This window comes from Amycolatopsis sp. NBC_01480, assembly GCF_036227205.1.
GTDB lineage: Bacteria > Actinomycetota > Actinomycetes > Mycobacteriales > Pseudonocardiaceae > Amycolatopsis.
This window is the reverse complement of the sequence record NZ_CP109442.1, coordinates 5,070,118-5,087,658: the sequence shown is the minus strand read 5'-3', so window position 1 is coordinate 5,087,658 and position 17,541 is coordinate 5,070,118. Positions and strand designations below refer to the sequence as shown.

General features: G+C 70.4%; 16 protein-coding genes and 1 pseudogene. 7 read left to right on the top strand and 10 right to left on the bottom strand.

Features of this window, described 5'->3' with window-relative positions:
* Positions 1–60: 60 nt before the first annotated feature.
* From paaE to paaZ, 6 genes are read right to left on the bottom strand one after another with little or no spacing between them, the layout of a single operon-like run.
* The gene (gene paaE, locus OG371_RS24390; RefSeq protein WP_329057376.1) at positions 61–1,152 is read right to left on the bottom strand and encodes a 1,2-phenylacetyl-CoA epoxidase subunit PaaE; all 1,092 of its coding nucleotides are present in this window, start codon (positions 1,150–1,152) and stop codon (positions 61–63) included.
* A gap of 1 nt (position 1,153) precedes the next feature.
* Positions 1,154–1,645: a 1,2-phenylacetyl-CoA epoxidase subunit PaaD gene (gene paaD / locus OG371_RS24385; RefSeq protein ID WP_329057375.1), complete on the bottom strand. Its 492-nt coding sequence runs from the start codon at positions 1,643–1,645 to the stop codon at positions 1,154–1,156.
* Positions 1,639–2,496: a 1,2-phenylacetyl-CoA epoxidase subunit PaaC gene (gene paaC / locus OG371_RS24380; RefSeq protein ID WP_329057374.1), complete on the bottom strand. Its 858-nt coding sequence runs from the start codon at positions 2,494–2,496 to the stop codon at positions 1,639–1,641. The genes paaD and paaC overlap by 7 nt, the downstream gene beginning before the upstream one ends.
* Before the next feature lie 9 nt (positions 2,497–2,505).
* Positions 2,506–2,790, bottom strand: coding sequence for a 1,2-phenylacetyl-CoA epoxidase subunit PaaB (gene paaB, locus OG371_RS24375; protein ID WP_329057372.1), 285 nt, complete (start codon positions 2,788–2,790; stop codon positions 2,506–2,508).
* Positions 2,790–3,791, bottom strand: coding sequence for a 1,2-phenylacetyl-CoA epoxidase subunit PaaA (gene paaA / locus OG371_RS24370; protein WP_329057371.1), 1,002 nt, complete (start codon positions 3,789–3,791; stop codon positions 2,790–2,792). Before paaA ends, paaB begins: the two co-directional genes overlap by 1 nt.
* Entirely contained in the window at positions 3,788–5,815 is a 2,028-nt protein-coding gene (gene paaZ, locus OG371_RS24365; protein WP_329057370.1) for a phenylacetic acid degradation bifunctional protein PaaZ, read from the bottom strand. The genes paaA and paaZ overlap by 4 nt, the downstream gene beginning before the upstream one ends.
* 213 nt (positions 5,816–6,028) lie before the next feature.
* Here paaZ and paaI point away from each other — a divergent pair, with 213 nt between their 5' ends.
* The 3 genes from paaI to OG371_RS24350 are packed head-to-tail and all read left to right on the top strand — an operon-like array spanning position 6,029 to position 8,294.
* On the top strand, positions 6,029–6,424 hold the full coding sequence (gene paaI, locus OG371_RS24360; protein WP_329073255.1) for a hydroxyphenylacetyl-CoA thioesterase PaaI: 396 nt from the start codon (positions 6,029–6,031) through the stop codon (positions 6,422–6,424).
* Positions 6,421–7,704 carry a phenylacetate--CoA ligase PaaK gene (gene paaK, locus OG371_RS24355; protein WP_329057369.1) on the top strand — a complete coding sequence of 428 codons (1,284 nt, stop codon included), beginning with the start codon at positions 6,421–6,423 and terminating at the stop codon, positions 7,702–7,704. Before paaI ends, paaK begins: the two co-directional genes overlap by 4 nt.
* Positions 7,701–8,294, top strand: a complete 594-nt coding sequence (locus tag OG371_RS24350) for a TetR/AcrR family transcriptional regulator (RefSeq protein ID WP_329057368.1) — start codon at positions 7,701–7,703, stop codon at positions 8,292–8,294. The genes paaK and OG371_RS24350 overlap by 4 nt, the downstream gene beginning before the upstream one ends.
* Positions 8,295–8,405: 111 nt before the next feature.
* Here the strand turns inward: OG371_RS24350 and OG371_RS24345 are convergent, their stop codons facing one another.
* Positions 8,406–8,816, bottom strand: a complete 411-nt coding sequence (locus OG371_RS24345) for a hypothetical protein (RefSeq protein WP_442875979.1) — start codon at positions 8,814–8,816, stop codon at positions 8,406–8,408.
* A gap of 186 nt (positions 8,817–9,002) precedes the next feature.
* Between OG371_RS24345 and OG371_RS24340 the strand changes: the two genes are divergently transcribed.
* Positions 9,003–9,668 carry a TetR/AcrR family transcriptional regulator gene (locus OG371_RS24340; protein WP_329057366.1) on the top strand — a complete coding sequence of 222 codons (666 nt, stop codon included), beginning with the start codon at positions 9,003–9,005 and terminating at the stop codon, positions 9,666–9,668.
* On the opposite strand, the gene OG371_RS24335 is transcribed toward OG371_RS24340, so the two are convergent.
* Positions 9,595–10,653, bottom strand: coding sequence for an AraC family transcriptional regulator (locus OG371_RS24335; RefSeq protein ID WP_329057365.1), 1,059 nt, complete (start codon positions 10,651–10,653; stop codon positions 9,595–9,597). The two genes, OG371_RS24340 and OG371_RS24335, sit on opposite strands and share 74 nt — an antisense overlap.
* Positions 10,654–10,733: 80 nt before the next feature.
* On the opposite strand from OG371_RS24335, the gene OG371_RS24330 reads away from it, so the two are divergent.
* Together OG371_RS24330 and OG371_RS24325 are read left to right on the top strand one after the other, a co-directional pair.
* Positions 10,734–11,828 carry a winged helix DNA-binding domain-containing protein gene (locus OG371_RS24330; protein ID WP_329057364.1) on the top strand — a complete coding sequence of 365 codons (1,095 nt, stop codon included), beginning with the start codon at positions 10,734–10,736 and terminating at the stop codon, positions 11,826–11,828.
* 117 nt (positions 11,829–11,945) lie between these two features.
* Positions 11,946–13,409, top strand: a complete 1,464-nt coding sequence (locus OG371_RS24325) for a flavin-containing monooxygenase (RefSeq protein ID WP_329057363.1) — start codon at positions 11,946–11,948, stop codon at positions 13,407–13,409.
* 226 nt (positions 13,410–13,635) lie between these two features.
* Here OG371_RS24325 and OG371_RS24320 read toward each other — a convergent pair.
* A pseudogene (locus OG371_RS24320) lies at positions 13,636–14,529 on the bottom strand (chitinase); the annotation flags it as partial.
* 304 nt (positions 14,530–14,833) lie between these two features.
* Here OG371_RS24320 and OG371_RS24315 point away from each other — a divergent pair.
* Positions 14,834–17,239 carry a Tex family protein gene (locus tag OG371_RS24315; protein ID WP_329057362.1) on the top strand — a complete coding sequence of 802 codons (2,406 nt, stop codon included), beginning with the start codon at positions 14,834–14,836 and terminating at the stop codon, positions 17,237–17,239.
* Between the two features lie 53 nt (positions 17,240–17,292).
* On the opposite strand, the gene OG371_RS24310 is transcribed toward OG371_RS24315, so the two are convergent.
* Entirely contained in the window at positions 17,293–17,520 is a 228-nt protein-coding gene (locus OG371_RS24310) for a hypothetical protein (protein ID WP_329057361.1), read from the bottom strand.
* Positions 17,521–17,541 lie beyond the last annotated feature (21 nt).

The window sequence follows — 17,541 nt, the reverse complement described above, 5'->3', positions numbered from 1 at the left end:
CCGCTGCCGGACTCGTGAGTGTTCAGGCCGGTTCTAACCGGCATGAACACTCACGAGTCCTCAGGCGTCGTAGTCGACGGTGACGCGGTCGGTGACCGGGTGGGACTGGCAGGTGAGCACGAACCCGGCGTCCACTTCGGACTTCTCCAGGGCGAAGTTGCGCCGCATCTCCACCGAGCCCTCGGTGACGCGGGCGCGGCAGGTCCCGCACACCCCGCCCTTGCAGGCGAACGGCAGGTCCGGGCGGAACCGCTGCGCACCGTCCAGCACGGACGACTCACGGGGCAGGCTCATGGTCGTCGAGCGGCCGTCCAGCACCAGCGTGACTTCCGAGGACTCGCCGGCCACCGCCGCGTCCACGTGCTTCACCGGCTCCGGCGGCACATCATCGACGTAGAACAGCTCCTGGTGCACGCGCTCGGCCGGCACGCCGAATGACGAAAGCAGCTCCTGCGCTCCCGTCACCATCCCGAACGGACCGCACAGCCAGAAGTGGTCGACCTCGTCCACCGGGACCAGCAAGTCGAACAGCGCGCGCAGCTTGTCCACGTCGAGGCGGCCGGTGAACAGCTCGGCCTCGCGCGGCTCGCGCGAGAGCACGTGCACCAGCTCGAGCCGCGACGGCCAGCGGTCCTTCAGGTCGGCCAGCTCGTCCGCGAACATCACCGTGTCCGTGCGGCGGTTGCCGTACAGCACGGTCACCGTCGCGGCAGGCCCAGCTTCATCGGACATCGCCAGCAGCGAGGACGCGATCGACAGCACAGGCGTGATCCCCGAGCCCGCCGCGATCAGCACGTGGTGACCGCCCGTGGTCAGGTCCGGGGTGAACGACCCCGTCGGCGCCGCGACCTCCACCTCGTCCCCCGGGCGGACTTCGTTCACCAGCCAGGTCGAGAAGACGCCGTCCGGCACCAGCCGCACGCCGACGCGTGGCTGCGAACCCGCCTGGGCGCAGATCGAGTACGAGCGGCGCTCGTCGCGGCCGTCGACCGAACGCCGCAGCGTCAACGACTGGCCGGGCGCGAACGCGAACGTCTCCGCCAGCGCCGGCGGCACCTCGAAGGTGACGGCGACGGCGTCGTCGCAGAGCCGCTCGACGCCGGCGACCCGCAGGGAGTGGAAGCCCGTGCGCCGGGAAACCGCGGTGGTCACTTCAGATCTCCTTGACGTGTTCGAACGGTTCCAGGCAAGCGCGGCACCGCCGCAGCGCCCGGCACGCCGTCGCGCTGAACCGCGACTGCTCCTCGGTGTCGAGCGAGCCGCAGTGCGGGCAGGCCACGCGCGAAACCGGCCGCCCCAGCGTGAGCGGGATCGGCCCGGCGGCCCGCCGCGGCGCGGACCCCGGCGGCGCGATCCCGGCCTCGGCCAGCTTGCGCCGCCCGTCGGCCGAGATCCAGTCCGAGGTCCAGGCCGGCTCCAGCACCGTGCGGATCTCGACGTCGGTGAACCCGGCGCGCAGCAACGCGTGCTCCAGGTCGTCGCGCATGGTGTCCATCGCCGGGCAGCCGGTGTACGTGGGCGTGATCGCCACCGTCACCCGTCCGTCCTTTTCGGACACTTCGCGCAGCACCCCGAGGTCCGCCAGCGTGAGCATCGGCAGTTCAGGATCGGTGACCGTGGACGCCACCGCGCCGGCGGTCACCATGTCGCACCCGGCATAGCCCGAGCGACACTCTGCAGCTCGCCGACCAGGAAGCCCATCTTCTCCGTGTGCACGCCGTCGCGGCCCGTCCGCCCGGAAACCCCGGCCACAGCACCGATTTCCGGCCGCGAGACGGTGGCGGCCGCGAAGACCTGGTCCACCACCGCGTCGAACTCGGGCCGCAGCGTCGCCGCGTCCACCAGCTCCAGCGGGTGCGTGGTGAACAGCTCGCCCACGTACGGCCAGACCTCGGCCAGCCCCTCCTGCATGCGCTCGTGCGAAAGCCCGGTGCCGTCGCCGAGCCGGATCAGCCACTGGGCCGCGTAGTCGCGGTGGTAGGTCAGCTCCTTGACGCCCTTGGCGGCGATCGCGGCGAGCACCGGGTCCGCGCTGGACTCGAGCCGCTGCAGCAAGGCGAGCCGCCAGGTCGAGAACACGAACAGCCGCGCGATCAGGTGCCCGAAGTGGCCGCCGCCCAGCTCGGCGAGGCGGACGTTGCGGAACTCGTTCTCCACCCGGTCGAAGGCGAACGAGTCCTCGCCCCGGTCCGAGCCGTCGGCCTTGCCGGCCCGGGCCAGCAGGAGCCGGGCCTGGCCGAGCAGGTCGAGGGCGATGTTCGCGACCGCCACCTCGTCCTCCAGCTCGGGCGAGTTCGTCACCCACTCCTGGAGGCGGTGCGAGAAGATCAGCGCGTCGTCGCCCAGCATCAGGCAGTACGCGCCGAGCGCGGCGGCGTCCAGCCCGTCCGGGACCGAAGTGTCCATTCCGGACAGTGGATCCTCGAACCCGGTGCCGAACGCCCAGCGGGCGTCGTTCTCCTCGGTCAGCGACTCGTAGACGTTGTCGAAAGACATGGCTCTCCCCTACATGTGCGGAACGTCGTCGGGGATTTCGTAGAACGTCGGGTGCCGGTACACCTTGTCGCCGCTGGGCGCGAAGAACGGGTCCTTCTCGTCCGGCGAGGACGCGGTGATGTCCGCCGCCTTCACGACCCAGATCGACACGCCCTCGTTGCGGCGGGTGTAGAGGTCACGCGCGTTGTGCAGCGCCATGTCGTCGTCGGCCGCGTGCAGCGAGCCGACGTGCACGTGGTTCAGCCCGCGCTTGCCCCGGACGAACACCTCGTACAACGGCCAATCGTGCTTCATCACGAACCCTTCTGTGTCCTCTGGGGCCTGGCCCCAGACCCCGGCCGGGGGTCGAGCCCCCCTGGACCCCCCAACAGCTGTTTGGAGGCATGCGCGGCCGCAGCCTCACGGACCCAGGAGCCTTCGTCGTGCGCACGCTTGCGGTGCGCGATACGCGCGGTGTTGCAGGGCCCGTTGCCCTTCAGCACGTTCTTGAACTCGTCCCAGTCGACGGCGCCGAAGTCGTAGTGCTCCCGCTCGGCGTTCCAGCGCAGGTCCGGGTCCGGGAAGGTGACGCCCAGCACCTCGGCCTGCGGCACCGACATGTCGACGAACCGCTGCCGCAGCTCGTCATTCGTGTGCCGCTTGACCTTCCACGCCATGGACTGCGCGGTGTTCGGCGAGTCCGCGTCCGGCGGGCCGAACATCATCAGCGACGGCCACCACCAGCGGTTCACCGCCTCCTGCACCATCTCGCGCTGCTGCTCGGTGCCCCGCATCATCGTCATCAGCAGCTCGTACCCCTGCCGCTGGTGGAACGACTCCTCCTTGCAGATGCGGATCATCGCCCGCGCGTACGGCCCGTACGAGCTGCGGCACAGCGGCACCTGGTTGCAGATCGCGGCGCCGTCGACCAGCCAGCCGATCACGCCGACGTCGGCGAAGGTCAGCGTCGGGTAGTTGAAGATCGACGAGTACTTCTGCTTGCCGGTGATCAGCTTGTCGGTCAGGTCCGAGCGGTCCGCGCCCAGCGTCGCCGCGGCCGAGTACAGGTACAGCCCGTGGCCGGCCTCGTCCTGCACCTTGGCGAGCAGGATCGCCTTGCGCCGCAAGGAAGGCGCGCGGGTGATCCAGTTGCCCTCCGGCTGCATGCCGATGATCTCCGAGTGCGCGTGCTGCGCGATCTGGCGGATCATCGTCTTGCGGTAGCCCTCGGGCACCCAGTCGCGCGGCTCGATGCGCTGGTCGCGCTCGATGGTGTGCTCGAAGAGTTCTTCGAGGTCCGGAGCTACAGCGGTCACGGCTGCTCCTTCGTCACGAGGGTGAGCACGTCGTACTTGGCCACCGAGTCGCCGTCCTGGTTGGTGACGTCGGCGTCCCAGCGCACCTCGCCGTACTCCTGGTCGATCCGCGGGGTGATCTGCTTGGCGGTCAACGTCACCGTCAGCGCGTCGTCGACCTTGACCGGGGTGAGGAACCGCAGGTTCTCCAGCCCGTAGTTGGCCAGCACCGGGCCCGGCTCGGGCGAGACGAACAGGCCGGCCGCGAACGACACCACCAGGTAGCCGTGCGCGACGATCCCGCCGAACAGCGGGTTGGCCGCGGCCGCCTCCGGGTTGGTGTGCGCGTAGAAGGTGTCGCCGGTGAACTCGGCGAAGTGGTCGATGTCCGCGCGGGTCACCGTGCGCGGGCCGGCCACCACGCAGTCACCGAGCCGCAGCTCGGCGAGCGACTTGCGGAACGGGTGCTCGCCTTCCGTCCGAGGGGCGCCGGCGACCCACTGGCCGGTGACGGCGCTCAGCACGGTCGGGCTGCCCTGCACGGCGGTGCGCTGCATGTGGTGCAGCACGCCGCGGATGCCGCCCATCTCCTCGCCGCCGCCGGCGCGGCCGGGGCCGCCGTGGACGAGCTGCGGCATCGGCGAGCCGTGGCCCGTCGACTCCTTCGCGTCGTCACTGTCCAGCACCAGCAGCCGGCCGTGGTACGGCGCGACGCCGAGCACCACGGTCCGGGCGAAGACCGGGTCGCCGGTCACGATCGACCCGACCAGGCTGCCGCCGCCGCGCGCGGCCAGCTCGATGACCTGCTCGACCGAGGTGTACGGCAGCAGCGTGGACACCGGCCCGAACGCCTCGACCTCGTGCGGCTCCGAGCGCTCCGGGTCGGCCTTCAGCAGCACCGGCGACATGAACGCGCCCTTGGCGGCGTCGCCGTCCACCACCTCGACCTGCTCGGGGTCGCCGAAGACCACACTGCCCGCGTCGAGCAGGGCCTTGAGCGACCGTCGCACCTCTTCACGCTGTTCCAGGCTGGCCAGCGCGCCCATCCGGACGCCCTCGGCGGCCGGGTTGCCGACGGTCACCTTCGCGAGCCGCGCGCTGGCAGCCTCGGCGACGTCGTCCAGCAGCTCGGCCGGCACGAACGCGCGCCGGATCGCGGTGCACTTCTGGCCCGACTTCACGGTCATCTCGGTGACCAGCTGCTTCACGAACAGGTCGAACTCCGGGGTCGACGGCCGTGCGTCGGGCGCCAGGATCGAGCAGTTCAGCGAGTCGGCCTCGGCGTTGAACCGCACCGCGTTGCGGACCACCGCCGGGTGCGCGCGCAGCTTCTGCGCGGTGGAGGCGGAACCGGTGAACGACACCAGGTCCTGCGCCGTGAGGTGGTCCAGCAGGTCGCCGACGCTGCCGGCGACGAACTGCAGCGAGCCCTCGGGCAGGATGCCGGACTCGATGATCAGCTCGACCAGCCGCGCGGTCAGGTAAGCCGTCTGGCTCGCGGGCTTGACCAGGCTCGGCACACCGGCCAGGAACGCGGGCGCGAACTTCTCCAGCGGCCCCCACACCGGGAAGTTGAACGCGTTGATCTGGACCGCGACCCCGTGCAGCGGCGTGGCGATGTGCTGCGCGACGAAGGTGCCGCCCTTGCTCAGCGGCTCCACCGCGCCGTCCACGTAGACGGTGTCGTTCGGCAGCTCGCGCTTGCCCTTCGACCCGTAGCTGAACAGCACGCCGATGCCGCCGTCGATGTCGAACTTCGAGTCGCCCAGCGTCGCGCCGGTCTTCGCCGACAGCGCGTACAGCTCCTCGCGGTGCTCGCGCAGGTGCGAGGCGAGTGCCTTGAGCAGGGCCGCGCGCTGGTGGAAGGTCAGCTCACGCAGCGCCGGCCCGCCCACTGTGCGGCCGTAGTCGAGCGCGGCGGCGAAGTCGACGCCCTCGGACGAGACCCGCGCGACCTCCTCGCCGGTGGCCGCGTCGTGCAGCGGGACACCCTCGCCGGGCGCCGTGTGCCAACCACCGGAGACGTAGCTGCGGAGCAGAACCATGCCGACCCTCTCGCCGAATTACCAACCGGACGTTCAGTAAGTCGCATGGTAGCCGCTTCCGGCCCGGACCGAAACCCCCGGGTGCTTGACACCGGAGCCGTCCCCCGCCTTTACTGACTCCGGGCGCTAATTACCGGCCATTCGGTCAGTAAGCCCATTCGGCCAGCTACGCAGATGGAGGCGCCGGACTTGGGACGCAACGCCGCGCACACGATGTTCGACACCGACAAGGCCTCGCTCGCGCTGGGGATCGAACTCGTCGAGGCCGCCGACGGGCACGCCGTGGCCACCATGGAGATCACCGAGTCGATGGTCAACGGCCACGACATCGCCCACGGCGGTTACCTGTTCCTGTTGGCCGACACCACGTTCGCGCTCGCCTGCAATTCACACGGCCCGGTGACCGTCGCCGCCGGCGCGGAGATCTCCTTCGTCGCGGCCGGCCGGCTGGGCGACCGCCTCATCGCCACCGGGGCCGAGCGGACCACCTTCGGCCGCAACGGCATCTACGACGTCACGGTGCACCGGGAGACCCCCGCTGGGCCCGAGGTCGTCGCCGAGTTCCGCGGCCGCAGCCGCGTCATCCAGAAGGCACGGGAAGCACAATGACCGACACCGCAGAGAAGCTCAGCGCCGACGAGCTGGCCGCAGTCCAGCTCGGACGTCTACAGTGGACATTGCGCCACGCGTACGCGAACGTGCCCTTCTACACCAAGAAGTTCGCCGACGCCGGCGTGCACCCGGACGACTGCCGCGAGCTGGCCGACCTGGCGAAGTTCCCCTTCACCACGAAGGCGGACCTGCGCGACAACTACCCGTTCGGCATGTTCGCCGTGCCACAGAAGGACATCCGGCGGATCCACGCCTCCAGCGGCACCACCGGGAAGCCGACCGTGGTCGGCTACACCGAGAAGGACCTGGACACCTGGGCCACGGTGGTCGCGCGCTCGATCCACGCGGCCGGCGGGCGGCCCGGGCACAAGGTGCACGTGGCCTACGGCTACGGCCTGTTCACCGGCGGCCTCGGCGCGCACTACGGCGCGGAAAAGCTGGGCTGCACAGTGATTCCCGCGTCCGGCGGGATGACCGCCCGGCAGGTGCAGCTGATCACCGACTTCGAGCCCGAGGTCATCATGGTGACGCCCTCGTACATGCTCACCCTGCTGGACGAGTTCGAGCGCCAGGGCGTGGACCCGCGGGCCAGCTCGCTGAAGGTCGGCATCTTCGGTGCCGAGCCGTGGACCGAGCAGATGCGCGCGGAGATCGAGGAGCGCTTCGCGATCGACGCGGTGGACATCTACGGGCTGTCCGAGGTGATGGGCCCGGGCGTCGCGCAGGAGTGCGTGGAAACCAAGGACGGCCTGCACATCTGGGAGGACCACTTCTTCCCCGAGGTGATCGACCCGTTCAGCGAAGCGGTGCTGCCGGCCGGCGCGCAGGGTGAGCTGCTGTTCACCTCGCTGACCAAGGAGGCGCTGCCGATCATCCGCTACCGCACCCGCGACCTCACCCGGCTGCTGCCGGGCACGGCGCGCCCGGCGTTCCGGCGGATGGAGAAGGTGACCGGCCGCAGCGACGACCTGATCATCCTGCGCGGGGTGAACGTCTTCCCCACGCAGATCGAGGAAATCGTGCTGCGCACCGAGGGGCTGAGCCCGCACTTCCAACTCGTCCGGACCACGCGCGGGCGCCTCGATCACCTCATCGTGCGCGTGGAGGCCCGCCACGGCGCCGAAGCCGCGCTGCGCGAGTCCGCCGCGTCCGCGCTGGCGGCGGGGGTGAAGGACGGGGTCGGGGTGACCGTTACGGTGGAGATCGTGGAGCCGGACACACTGGAACGTTCATTGGGGAAGATGCGCCGGGTGCTGGACCAGCGGGATCCCGCGTGACCACCCCTGCGGCGCGGCGGGGGCGGCCCGGATACGACCTGGAGTCACTGCTCCAGGTCGCGGTGAAGCTGTTCAACGAGCGCGGGTACGACGGCACCAGCATGGAGGACCTGTCGCGCAAGCTCGGCATCACGAAGTCCGCGATCTACCACCACGTGCCGAGCAAGGAAGAGCTGCTGCGGCTTTCGGTGGACCGGGCGCTGGACGGGCTGTTCGAGGTCGCCGCGCAAACGGCGGAGCTCGACGGGCGCGCGATCGACCGGCTCGAGCACCTGGTCCGCGGCAGTGTGCTGGTGCTGGCGGACCGGCTGCCGTTCGTCACGCTGCTGCTGCGCGTGCGCGGCAACACCAAGGTGGAGCGGGCGGCGCTGGCCCGGCGGCGCGAGTTCGACCTCGTGGTGACCGATCTGGTCAAGCTGGCCGAGGCGGAGGGGGACGTCCGGCCGGACGTCGACCCCGCCGTCGCCGCGCGGCTGCTGTTCGGCACGGTGAACTCGCTGATCGAGTGGTACCGGCCGCGCCGCGGCTCGTCCGCCACGGAGCTGGCCGACGCGGTGTGCAAGATGGCGTTCGACGGCCTGCGCGCCTGAGCCGGACAGATCCCTTGCGGTAAGCCGAATTTCACGATTGCCTTGCGCCGCAACGGAAAATCCGGCCGGAGCGAAAATCCCGGCCACCACAAGCTTCCGGCGGCCTGGGGACTACTCCCCCATGCCCTCGTAAGGCGGAGTCTCGAACGGTGGCGTCTCGTACGGCGGGCTCTGCCGAGGCGGACGGCGGGCCTGCCACAGCATCGCGGCCCGCAGCTGCTCGATCAGCACCTCGTCGTCTTCCTCCGACGGCTCGACGCCGAGCGGGATCCAGCGCTCGCCCACCAGGTGGCCCTCGTCGTAACTGCAGATCACGATGCCCGGGTAGGACATCGACAGCTGGCCCGTCTCCACTGTTTCGCCCGGCTCCCCGGCCCCGCAGCCGGGTTCGTTGTCCTCCGGGCAGTCCTGGTCGTCGACCCGTACATGCCGCTGTTGCAGGCGCACACTCACCCAGCGTCCGGCCGGGCCGGTCGTGCCGCCGTCCGCGTCGCCCATCAGCTCCTGCCCACAGCGCTTCACTTGCAGCCCTTCCCCCTGCCGGTCTCGTCGCGCCAGTGGCCGGGGAAGTTACCGGCCGGTCGTTCCGGTTGGGTAACGGCGCCGCGTTGACCGTACAAATACCGTCGCGCCGGACCGGGGGCAACACTCTTTACACGCTGTCAACAACTTGTTGACAGCGCGGAGGCAGGCGACGAGGCTGACCGGATGAGTACCGGAGCGCAGCCCACCCGGCGACGGATGGAGCCGGCCGAGCGCAAGGCCGAGATCCTCACGGCGGCGCGGCGGCTGTTCGGCGCGGGCAGCTACGCATCGGTGTCCACTTCGGACATCGCGGCCGCCGCCGGGGTGGCGCGGCCGTTGATCAACCACTACTTCGGCGGCAAGCGCGAGCTGTACCTCGAAGTGGTGCGGCAGATGATGATCGTGCCCGCGCCGGTGGTGGAATCGCTGCCGGACGAGCCGATGGAGCGCCGGCTGGAGATCGGCATCGAGCGCTGGATCGAGGTGGTCGAGCGCAACCGCGACGCCTGGCTGACCGTGATCGGGCCGGAGGCCGCGGGCCGCGACCCCGAGATCGAGCGCATCATGCTGGAGGCCGACGAGATCGCGGCCGACCGGGTGCTCGCCGCCGCGCTGATGACCGACGTCGCCGAGGGCCGTGAGCAGTTGCGCGCGATGATCCGTTCGTACGGCGGGATGTTGCGCGCCGCTTCGCGCGAGTGGCTGATCCGCGGCACGCTCGAGCGCGCCGAACTGCGCACGTTCCTCGTCGAATCGATACTGGGCCTGCTGAAGGTCACCTACCCGGCCGTGCTCGCGGAGCGGACCGGCGCGCGAACGCGGCCGGGGTCATCCCGGTCCACCGTTTGAACGCGTAGATGAAGCTCGACGCCTCCGCGTAGCCCAGCCGCAGCGCGACGTCCTCCACCGACAGCGCACCGGTGTCCAGCATCTCCTCGGCGAGCGCCTGGCGGACCTCGTCCACGAGCTGGCGGTAGCCGGTGCCCGCGTCGGCCAGCCGGCGGCGCAGCGTGCGCGGGCTGACCGCGAGCTGGCGCGCGATCTCGTCCATGCCGGCGTCGACCCCGCCCAGGCGCACCAGGCGCTCCCGCACCAGCTGGGAGATGCCGGAGCGTGCCCGGCGGCGGGCGACCAGCGCGTCGCATTGCGCAGCGCACAGGGCGACTGTCTGCTCGTTGGCCTGCGGCAGCGGATAGGCGAGCAACGCGGGGTCCATGGTCGCGATGTGGCGCGGGGCGCCGAATTCCGGGACCAGGCCGAACGCGTCCACATAGGACTGCGCGTCAATGGGTGCGTCGTGCCGGAAGGCCAGGTGCTCCAGGCGGATCTCCGGGAGCAGGTCGCGCATCACCGTGTGGATCGCGCCGAGGTCCCGCAGGGTCAGGAAGCGGGCGACGTCGGAGGGCACCCGCGAGTCGTCGATGACCACGCTGATCCCGTCCTCGTCCAGCTCGACGTGCGGGATGCAGAAGGTGAAGCTGAGGTCCAGGTAGCGCAAGGCGAACAGCATCGCGTCACGCATAGTCGGGCTGCTGATGCAGGCGAACCCGAAGATGCCGAACGTTGTCACGCGGTAACGGCGGCCCAGCTCCAGCGCCAGGTCGTCGGAATCCCCGGCGCGCGCGGCGACGGCGCGGACCACGGCCAGCTCCTGGCGAGCGTCCACCTGCCGGTCCGGCGCGTCCCAGCCGCCCAGTGCGTCGAGGTCGGCGGCGGGCAGCAGGTCGCGCGCGGGCACGCCGTGGTCCTCGGCGAACCGGAGCATGAGCTGGATGCTGGCCGTGCCTCGGGGGAAGTCCCAGTCGCGGACCGCGGGCGCGGCGAGCTCGGCCATGGCCGGGATTATGGATCAGGACCCGGCGCTCACGCTCGTCGAGGGCCGGAACTGTCCGCATTGGTGGTTACAGTCCGGCTATGAATCTGAGCCGGCGCGCCTTGAGCCGCGCGACGCTGGACCGTCAGCTGCTGCTGCGGCGGGTGAAGCTGCCGGCGTTCGACGCGGTGGAGCACCTCGCGGGATTGCAGGCGCAGGCGCCGTTCCCGCCGTACTACGCGCTTCAGGCGCGGCTGCACGGCTTCCAGCCCGAGGACCTGTCGAAGCTGCTGCTCGACCGGCAGGTGGTGCGCCTGGTGCTGATGCGCGGCACGGTGCACCTGGTCAGCGCCGCGGACGCGCTCGCGTGGCGGCCGCTGGTGCAGGTGATCATGGACCGCGACCTGGACACGAACATCCAGTTCGCGGCGGAGATCGCCGGGCTGGACCGCGGCGCCGTCGGCGAGGCGGCGCGTGAGCTGCTGGCCGCCCGGCCACACTCGGGCGCGGAGCTGGGCGCCGCGCTCGCGGCACGCTGGCCGGACCGGCCGGCCGGCGCGCTGACGCACCTGGCAAGGGGCCTCCTGCCGCTCGTGCAGATCCCGCCGCGGGGCGTGTGGGGCTCGTCCGGGCAGCCGACCTACCAGCACGCCCACGATTGGATCGGCAGGTCTGCTCCGGTCGCGCCCTCGCCGGCCGAGCTGGTTCGGCGGTATCTCAAGGCGTTCGGCCCGGCTTCGGTGGCGGACGCGCAGGCCTGGGCGGGCATCACGCGGCTCGGCGAGGTCTTCGCGGAGATGGACCTGCGCACCTACCGCGACCCCGACGGCCGCGTGCTCTACGACCTGCCCGAAGCCGTGGTCCCGGACGAGGACGTGCCCGCGCCGCTGCGGCTGCTGGGCCCGTTCGACCAGACCCTGCTGGCCTACGCCGACCGGCGGCGGGTGATCAGCGACGAGTACCGCAAGCGCGTCATCACGCAGAACGGGCTGGTGAAGGGCACCGTGCTGGCCGGCGGTCAGGTGCGGGGCAGCTGGGAAACGGCCAAGGCGGGCGGGAAAACCACACTCACGGTGACCCCGTTCGAACGGCTGACCAAGCGCGACGTCAGCGCCGCGGAGAGCGCCGGACGGAAGCTGCTGGCCTGGGCCTCCCCCGACACCGAGCCCGAGGTGCGCGTGCTGCCCGCCTCGTGAGTGGCTATGCCGGTTCTAACCGTCATGAACACTCACGAGTCCTGATGGCCGGGATTCTCGATTCGCTGTCCGCCGCTGTCCTTCCCCACGTGATGACCACTCGGTAGCTTCCAGGGCATGGGTGAAACGGCAAGGACGCCGTCGGTGCTGATCGTCGGCGCCGGCTTCGGCGGGATCGGGACGGCGGTCGAGCTCAAGCGCGCCGGGTTCCACGACATCACGATCCTGGAGCAGGCGGACGAGCCCGGTGGCGTGTGGCGCGAAAACACGTACCCCGGCGCGGCGTGCGACGTCGCGTCACCGCTCTACTCCTTCTCGTACGAGCCCAACCCGCGATGGCCCCGGCGGTACTCGCTGCAGCCGGACATCCACGCGTACCTCAAACGGGTCATCGGGAAATACGGGATCGCCCCGCACATCCGTTACGGGCAGGAGGTCACCGCGGCCACCTTCGACGAAGGCCGATGGCGCGTGGAGACGGCGGGCGGCGAGACCTACGAGGCGGACGTGTTCGTCCCGGCCGTCGGCCAGCTCTCGCGCCCGGCGATGCCCGACCTCCCCGGGCTCGGCACCTTCGAAGGCCCCTCGTTCCACTCCGCGCGGTGGGACCACGAGGCGGCGTTGGACGGCAAGCGCGTCGCGGTGATCGGGACCGGCGCCAGCGCCATCCAGTTCGTGCCGGAGCTGCAGAAGCGCGTCGCGAAGCTGACCATCTTCCAGCGCACCGCGCCGCACATCATGGCCAAGAACGACGCGCGGTACACCGGCTGGCAGCAGCGGCTGTTCCGGCGTGTCCCGGCCACCCAGCTGTTCGGCCGGCTGCGGATCTTCCTGCTGGCCGAGTACGCGACGTACGCGATGACGCAGCACCCGCTCCTGGCGAAGATGTTCGAGGCGCGCACCGCGCAGCTGCGTCGCCGCTACCTCAAGGACCCCGAGCTGCGACGGAAGCTCACCCCCGGATTTCCGCTGGGCTGCAAGCGAATCCTGTTCACCAGCAACTACCTGCCCGCCGTCGCGCAGCCGAACGTCGAGGTCGAGACCACCCGGATCCGCGAGATCACCCCGCACGGCGTGCGCACCGAAGACGGCGTCGAGCACGAGGTGGACGCGATCGTCTACGGCACCGGCTTCCGCGCCACCGAATTCCTCGGCACCATGAAGGTGCACGGGCTCGGCGGGCGGGCGCTGTCCGACGCCTGGGCCGGTGGCGCGCGGGCGTACCTCGGCCTTTCGGTGCCCGGCTTCCCGAACCTGTTCTGCGTTTACGGCCCCAACACCAACCTCGGCGCGGGCTCCATCATCTACATGCTCGAACGGCAGGCGCGCTACATCCGCCAGGCGGTGGAGCAACTGGCCCGGCCCGGAGTGTCCTATTTGGACGTCAAACCGGAGGTCGAGGAGCGGTACGACACCGAGGTGCAGCGGCGGCTCTCGCGCAGCGTCTGGAGCGCGTGCAGCAGCTGGTACCGGCAGGCGGACGGGCGGGTGACCACCAACTGGCCCGGCCTGGTCACCGAATACGACCGCCGGACCCGGCGCCTCGACCCGGCCGACTACCGGATGGTGACCACGCGCTGAGCCGCCGGTAAGGACTCCTTCACCGCGTCCGACCCGGTGTAAACAGCCTGACCAGGCGATTCAACAGCCGTACAACCGGTTCGCCTACCAGTACCGGGCAGGCTGGGGCCGGTCGCACGCGCTCACCCCCTCTGCGCGCGTGCACTGGGGGTGTTCTGGAGGGGTTCCCGCGGAGACTCCCTCCCCTGTCGTCGCGGGAACCCTTCCAGGTCTGTCCGGACCGCCCCTACGGCAGGTTCGCGAGCCCGGCACCGACGGTGTTCGCGAACGCGTACCCGGCGGCCGCGTCCCAGTTGATCGACCAGGTCATGGCGCCGCGGATCGCCGGGTACGTCGCCGCGGGCTTGAACGTGTCGCAGTCCGAGCCCTTCGCCAGGCAGTTCAGCGCCGAGACCACGTTCGACGGCGACTGGTAGCCGCCGCCCGCCGCCGAACTCGACGCGGGCAGGCCGAGGCCCACCTGGTCGTCACGCAAGCCGCCCTGCAGCTGGATGCACGCGAGCGCGGTCAGGAAGTTGACCGTGGACTGGCCGTAGACCTGGCCGTCGCAGCCGAGCATGGTGCCGGAGTTGTAGTACTGCATGTTGACGATCGTCAGGATGTCCTTGATGTTCAGCGCGAGCTGGAAGTAGGCCGCCTGCGTGGACTGCATGTCGATCGTCTGCGGGGCCATCGTGATCACCTGGCCGCCGCCGTCGTGGATGCTGCGCAGCGCCTGGGCCATGTAGGTGGCGTTGACGCCGTTCTCCAGGTCGATGTCGACGCCGTCGAAGCCGTAGGTCGAGATCAGCGACTTGATCGAGTTGGCGAAGTTGTCCGCGGACGCCGAGTCGCTGACGTTGATCGTGCCGTTCTGGCCGCCGACGGAGATGATGACCTGCTGCCCGCGGGCCTGCACGGCCTTGATATCGGCGCGGAACTGGTCGTCGGTGTAGCCGCCGAGCGCCGAGGACAGGCCGGAGTCGAGCGTGAAGCTCACCGCGCCGGGCGTGCTCGTGGCGTCGGCGAAGGCCACGGCGATGATGTTGTACTGCGAAGGCACATCTGCGAGCTTCAGCGGCTTCGCGCCGTTGTCGAAGTTCTGCCAGTAGCCGGTGAGCAGGTGCTTGGGCAGGGCGTTGGGGGCCGCCTTCGCAGCGCCCGGACTTTCCGCGCCGGTCTTGGCGGGAGCCGCGGAAGCGTTGCCGCCGACGGCGAACGTCACCGCCAGGCAGGCGGCGACGGCGGCCACCAGCGCGGTCAGCGCCGGCTTGGGGGTACGGGACATGGGGAGACCTCCGCTGGAGAGTGAGGCAGGTCACCACAAAGTGGACTAGACCAATACCGATGTCAAGGCACCCTTGGGCAGGCCCATACGAAAGTCGCACCGCCCCGGACGGCAGAATGTCCGGCACGGAACGTCGAGACGGAGCAGGAGCTTGGTTGTGAGCGTGCAGTCGGTCGAGCAGCGGATCGCTGAAGAGCTGGAGGTGCGCGAAGGGCAGGTCAAGGCCGCCGTCGATCTCCTCGACGGGGGATCGACCGTGCCGTTCATCGCCCGGTACCGCAAGGAAGTCACCGGGATGCTCGACGACGCGCAGCTGCGCACGCTGGAGGAGCGCCTGCGCTACCTGCGTGAGCTCGACGAGCGCCGCGTCGCCGTGCTGGAGTCCATCCGGACCCAGGGCAAGCTGGACGAGGCGCTGGAGGCGCAGATCCTCGCCGCGGACACCAAGTCGCGGCTCGAGGACATCTACCTGCCGTACAAGCCGAAGCGGCGGACGAAGGCGCAGATCGCCCGGGAAGCCGGCCTCGAGCCGCTGGCCGACGGCCTGATGAGCGACCCGTCGACCGACCCGCACGCGGCCGCCGCGGTGTTCGTCGACGCGGACAAGGGCGTGGCCGACGCGCAGGCGGCGCTCGACGGCGCCCGCTCGATCCTGGTCGAGCGCTTCGCCGAGGACGCCGACCTGATCGGCGAGCTGCGCGAGAAGATGTGGACCGAAGGCCACATCACCTCGAAGGTCCGCGCGGGCAAGGAGACCGAAGGCGCCAAGTTCGCCGACTACTTCGACTTCTCCGAGCCGTACACCAAGCTCCCCTCGCACCGGATCCTCGCCATGCTGCGCGGGGAGAAGGAAGAAGTCCTCGACCTCTCGATGGAGCCGGAAGCGCCCTCCGAAGAGCCGCGGGTCGGGCCGACGCAGTACGAGCAGCGGATCGCGCACAAGGTCGGCATCACCCAGCAGGGCCGCCCGGCGGACAAGTGGCTCGGCGACACCGTGCGCTGGGCCTGGCGCACCAAGATCCTCCTGCACCTGGGCATCGACCTGCGGATGCGGCTGCGCCAATCGGCCGAGGACGACGCCGTGCGCGTGTTCGCGGCCAACCTGCGCGACCTGCTGCTGGCCGCCCCGGCCGGCACCCGAGCGACGATGGGCCTCGACCCCGGCTTCCGCACCGGGGTGAAGGTCGCGGTCGTCGATGCCACCGGCAAGGTCGTCGACACCCACGTGATCTACCCGCACCAGCCGGCGAACAAGTGGGACCAGTCGATCGCCGAGTTGGCCGCCCTGTGCGCGCGGCACCACGTCGACCTGATCTCGATCGGCAACGGCACCGCGTCCCGCGAGACGGACAAGCTCGCGCAGGAGCTGATCAAGAAGCACGCCGAGCTGAACCTGACGAAGGCCGTGGTCTCGGAGGCGGGCGCTTCGGTGTACTCGGCTTCGGCGTTCGCTTCGCAGGAGCTGCCGGGCATGGACGTTTCGCTGCGCGGCGCCGTCTCGATCGCGCGACGGCTGCAGGACCCGTTGGCGGAGCTGGTGAAGATCGACCCGAAGTCGATCGGCGTCGGGCAGTACCAGCACGACCTGTCCGAGGTGTCGCTGTCCCGCTCGCTCGACGCGGTGGTGGAGGACTGTGTGAACGCCGTGGGCGTGGATGTGAACACCGCGTCCGCGCCGCTGCTCACCCGCGTCTCGGGCATCACCACCGGGCTGGCCGAGAACATCGTTTCCCACCGCGACTCGAACGGGCCGTTCAAGACGCGCACCGCGCTGAAGGAGGTCGCGCGGCTCGGCCCGAAGGCGTTCGAGCAGTGCGCGGGCTTCCTGCGCATCCCGGACGGCGACGACCCGCTCGACGCGTCCAGCGTGCACCCCGAGGCCTACCCGGTGGTGCGGCGGATCCTGACCGCCACCAGCACGGACCTGCGCTCGCTGATCGGCAGCACGCGCACCCTCCAGGCGCTGAAGCCGGCCGAGTTCGTCGACGAGACCTTCGGCCTCCCGACGGTCACCGACATCCTGGCCGAGCTGGAGAAGCCGGGCCGCGACCCGCGCCCGGCGTTCAAGACGGCCACCTTCGCCGAGGGCGTGGACAAGATCGGCGACCTCAAGCCGGGCATGCGGCTGGAGGGCGTGGTGACGAACGTGGCCGCGTTCGGCGCGTTCATCGACGTCGGCGTGCACCAGGACGGGCTCGCGCACGTCTCGGCGCTGTCGAAGAACTTCGTGAAGGACCCGCGCGACGTCGTGAAGCCCGGTGACATCGTGAAGGTCAAGGTGCTCGACGTCGACGTGCCGCGCAAGCGGATCTCCTTGACGCTGCGCCTGGACGACGAGCCGGGCGCCTCGTCTCAGGACCGCCGTGGTGGCGGCGGTGGTCAGCAGGGCGGTGGCGGCGGGCGCGACCGCGGCCAGGGCGGCGGCGGTCAGGGCGGTCAGCGCCGCGGCGGCCAGCAGCCGAACCGCGGCGGCGGAGGCGGCCGTGGCGGCAACTCCGGTGGAACCTCCGGGGGCAGCGGCTCCATGGCCGACGCCCTCCGGCGCGCCGGTTTCGGCAAGTAAGGACTCGTGAGTGTTTATGCCGGTTCTAACCGGCATAAACACTCACAAGCTTTTCAGTGCGCCCAGTCCTCGATGACCCCCTCCGCGCGGAAGCGCAGCGCCGGGTCGACGTAGCGCGCCTCGGGCACGGCATACAGCGCCTCGATCCCGGCCCGCTGCGCCGGGTACGCGGCCGCGTAAGCCGCCAGCTCGACCTCGCTCGCGGGCAGCGAAGCGACGTCAAGCAGCTTCCGGACCACATCGACTGCGTCCACTGTGGACGCCGGACTCAATTCAGGCATTGCTTTCCCCTTCCAGGACAA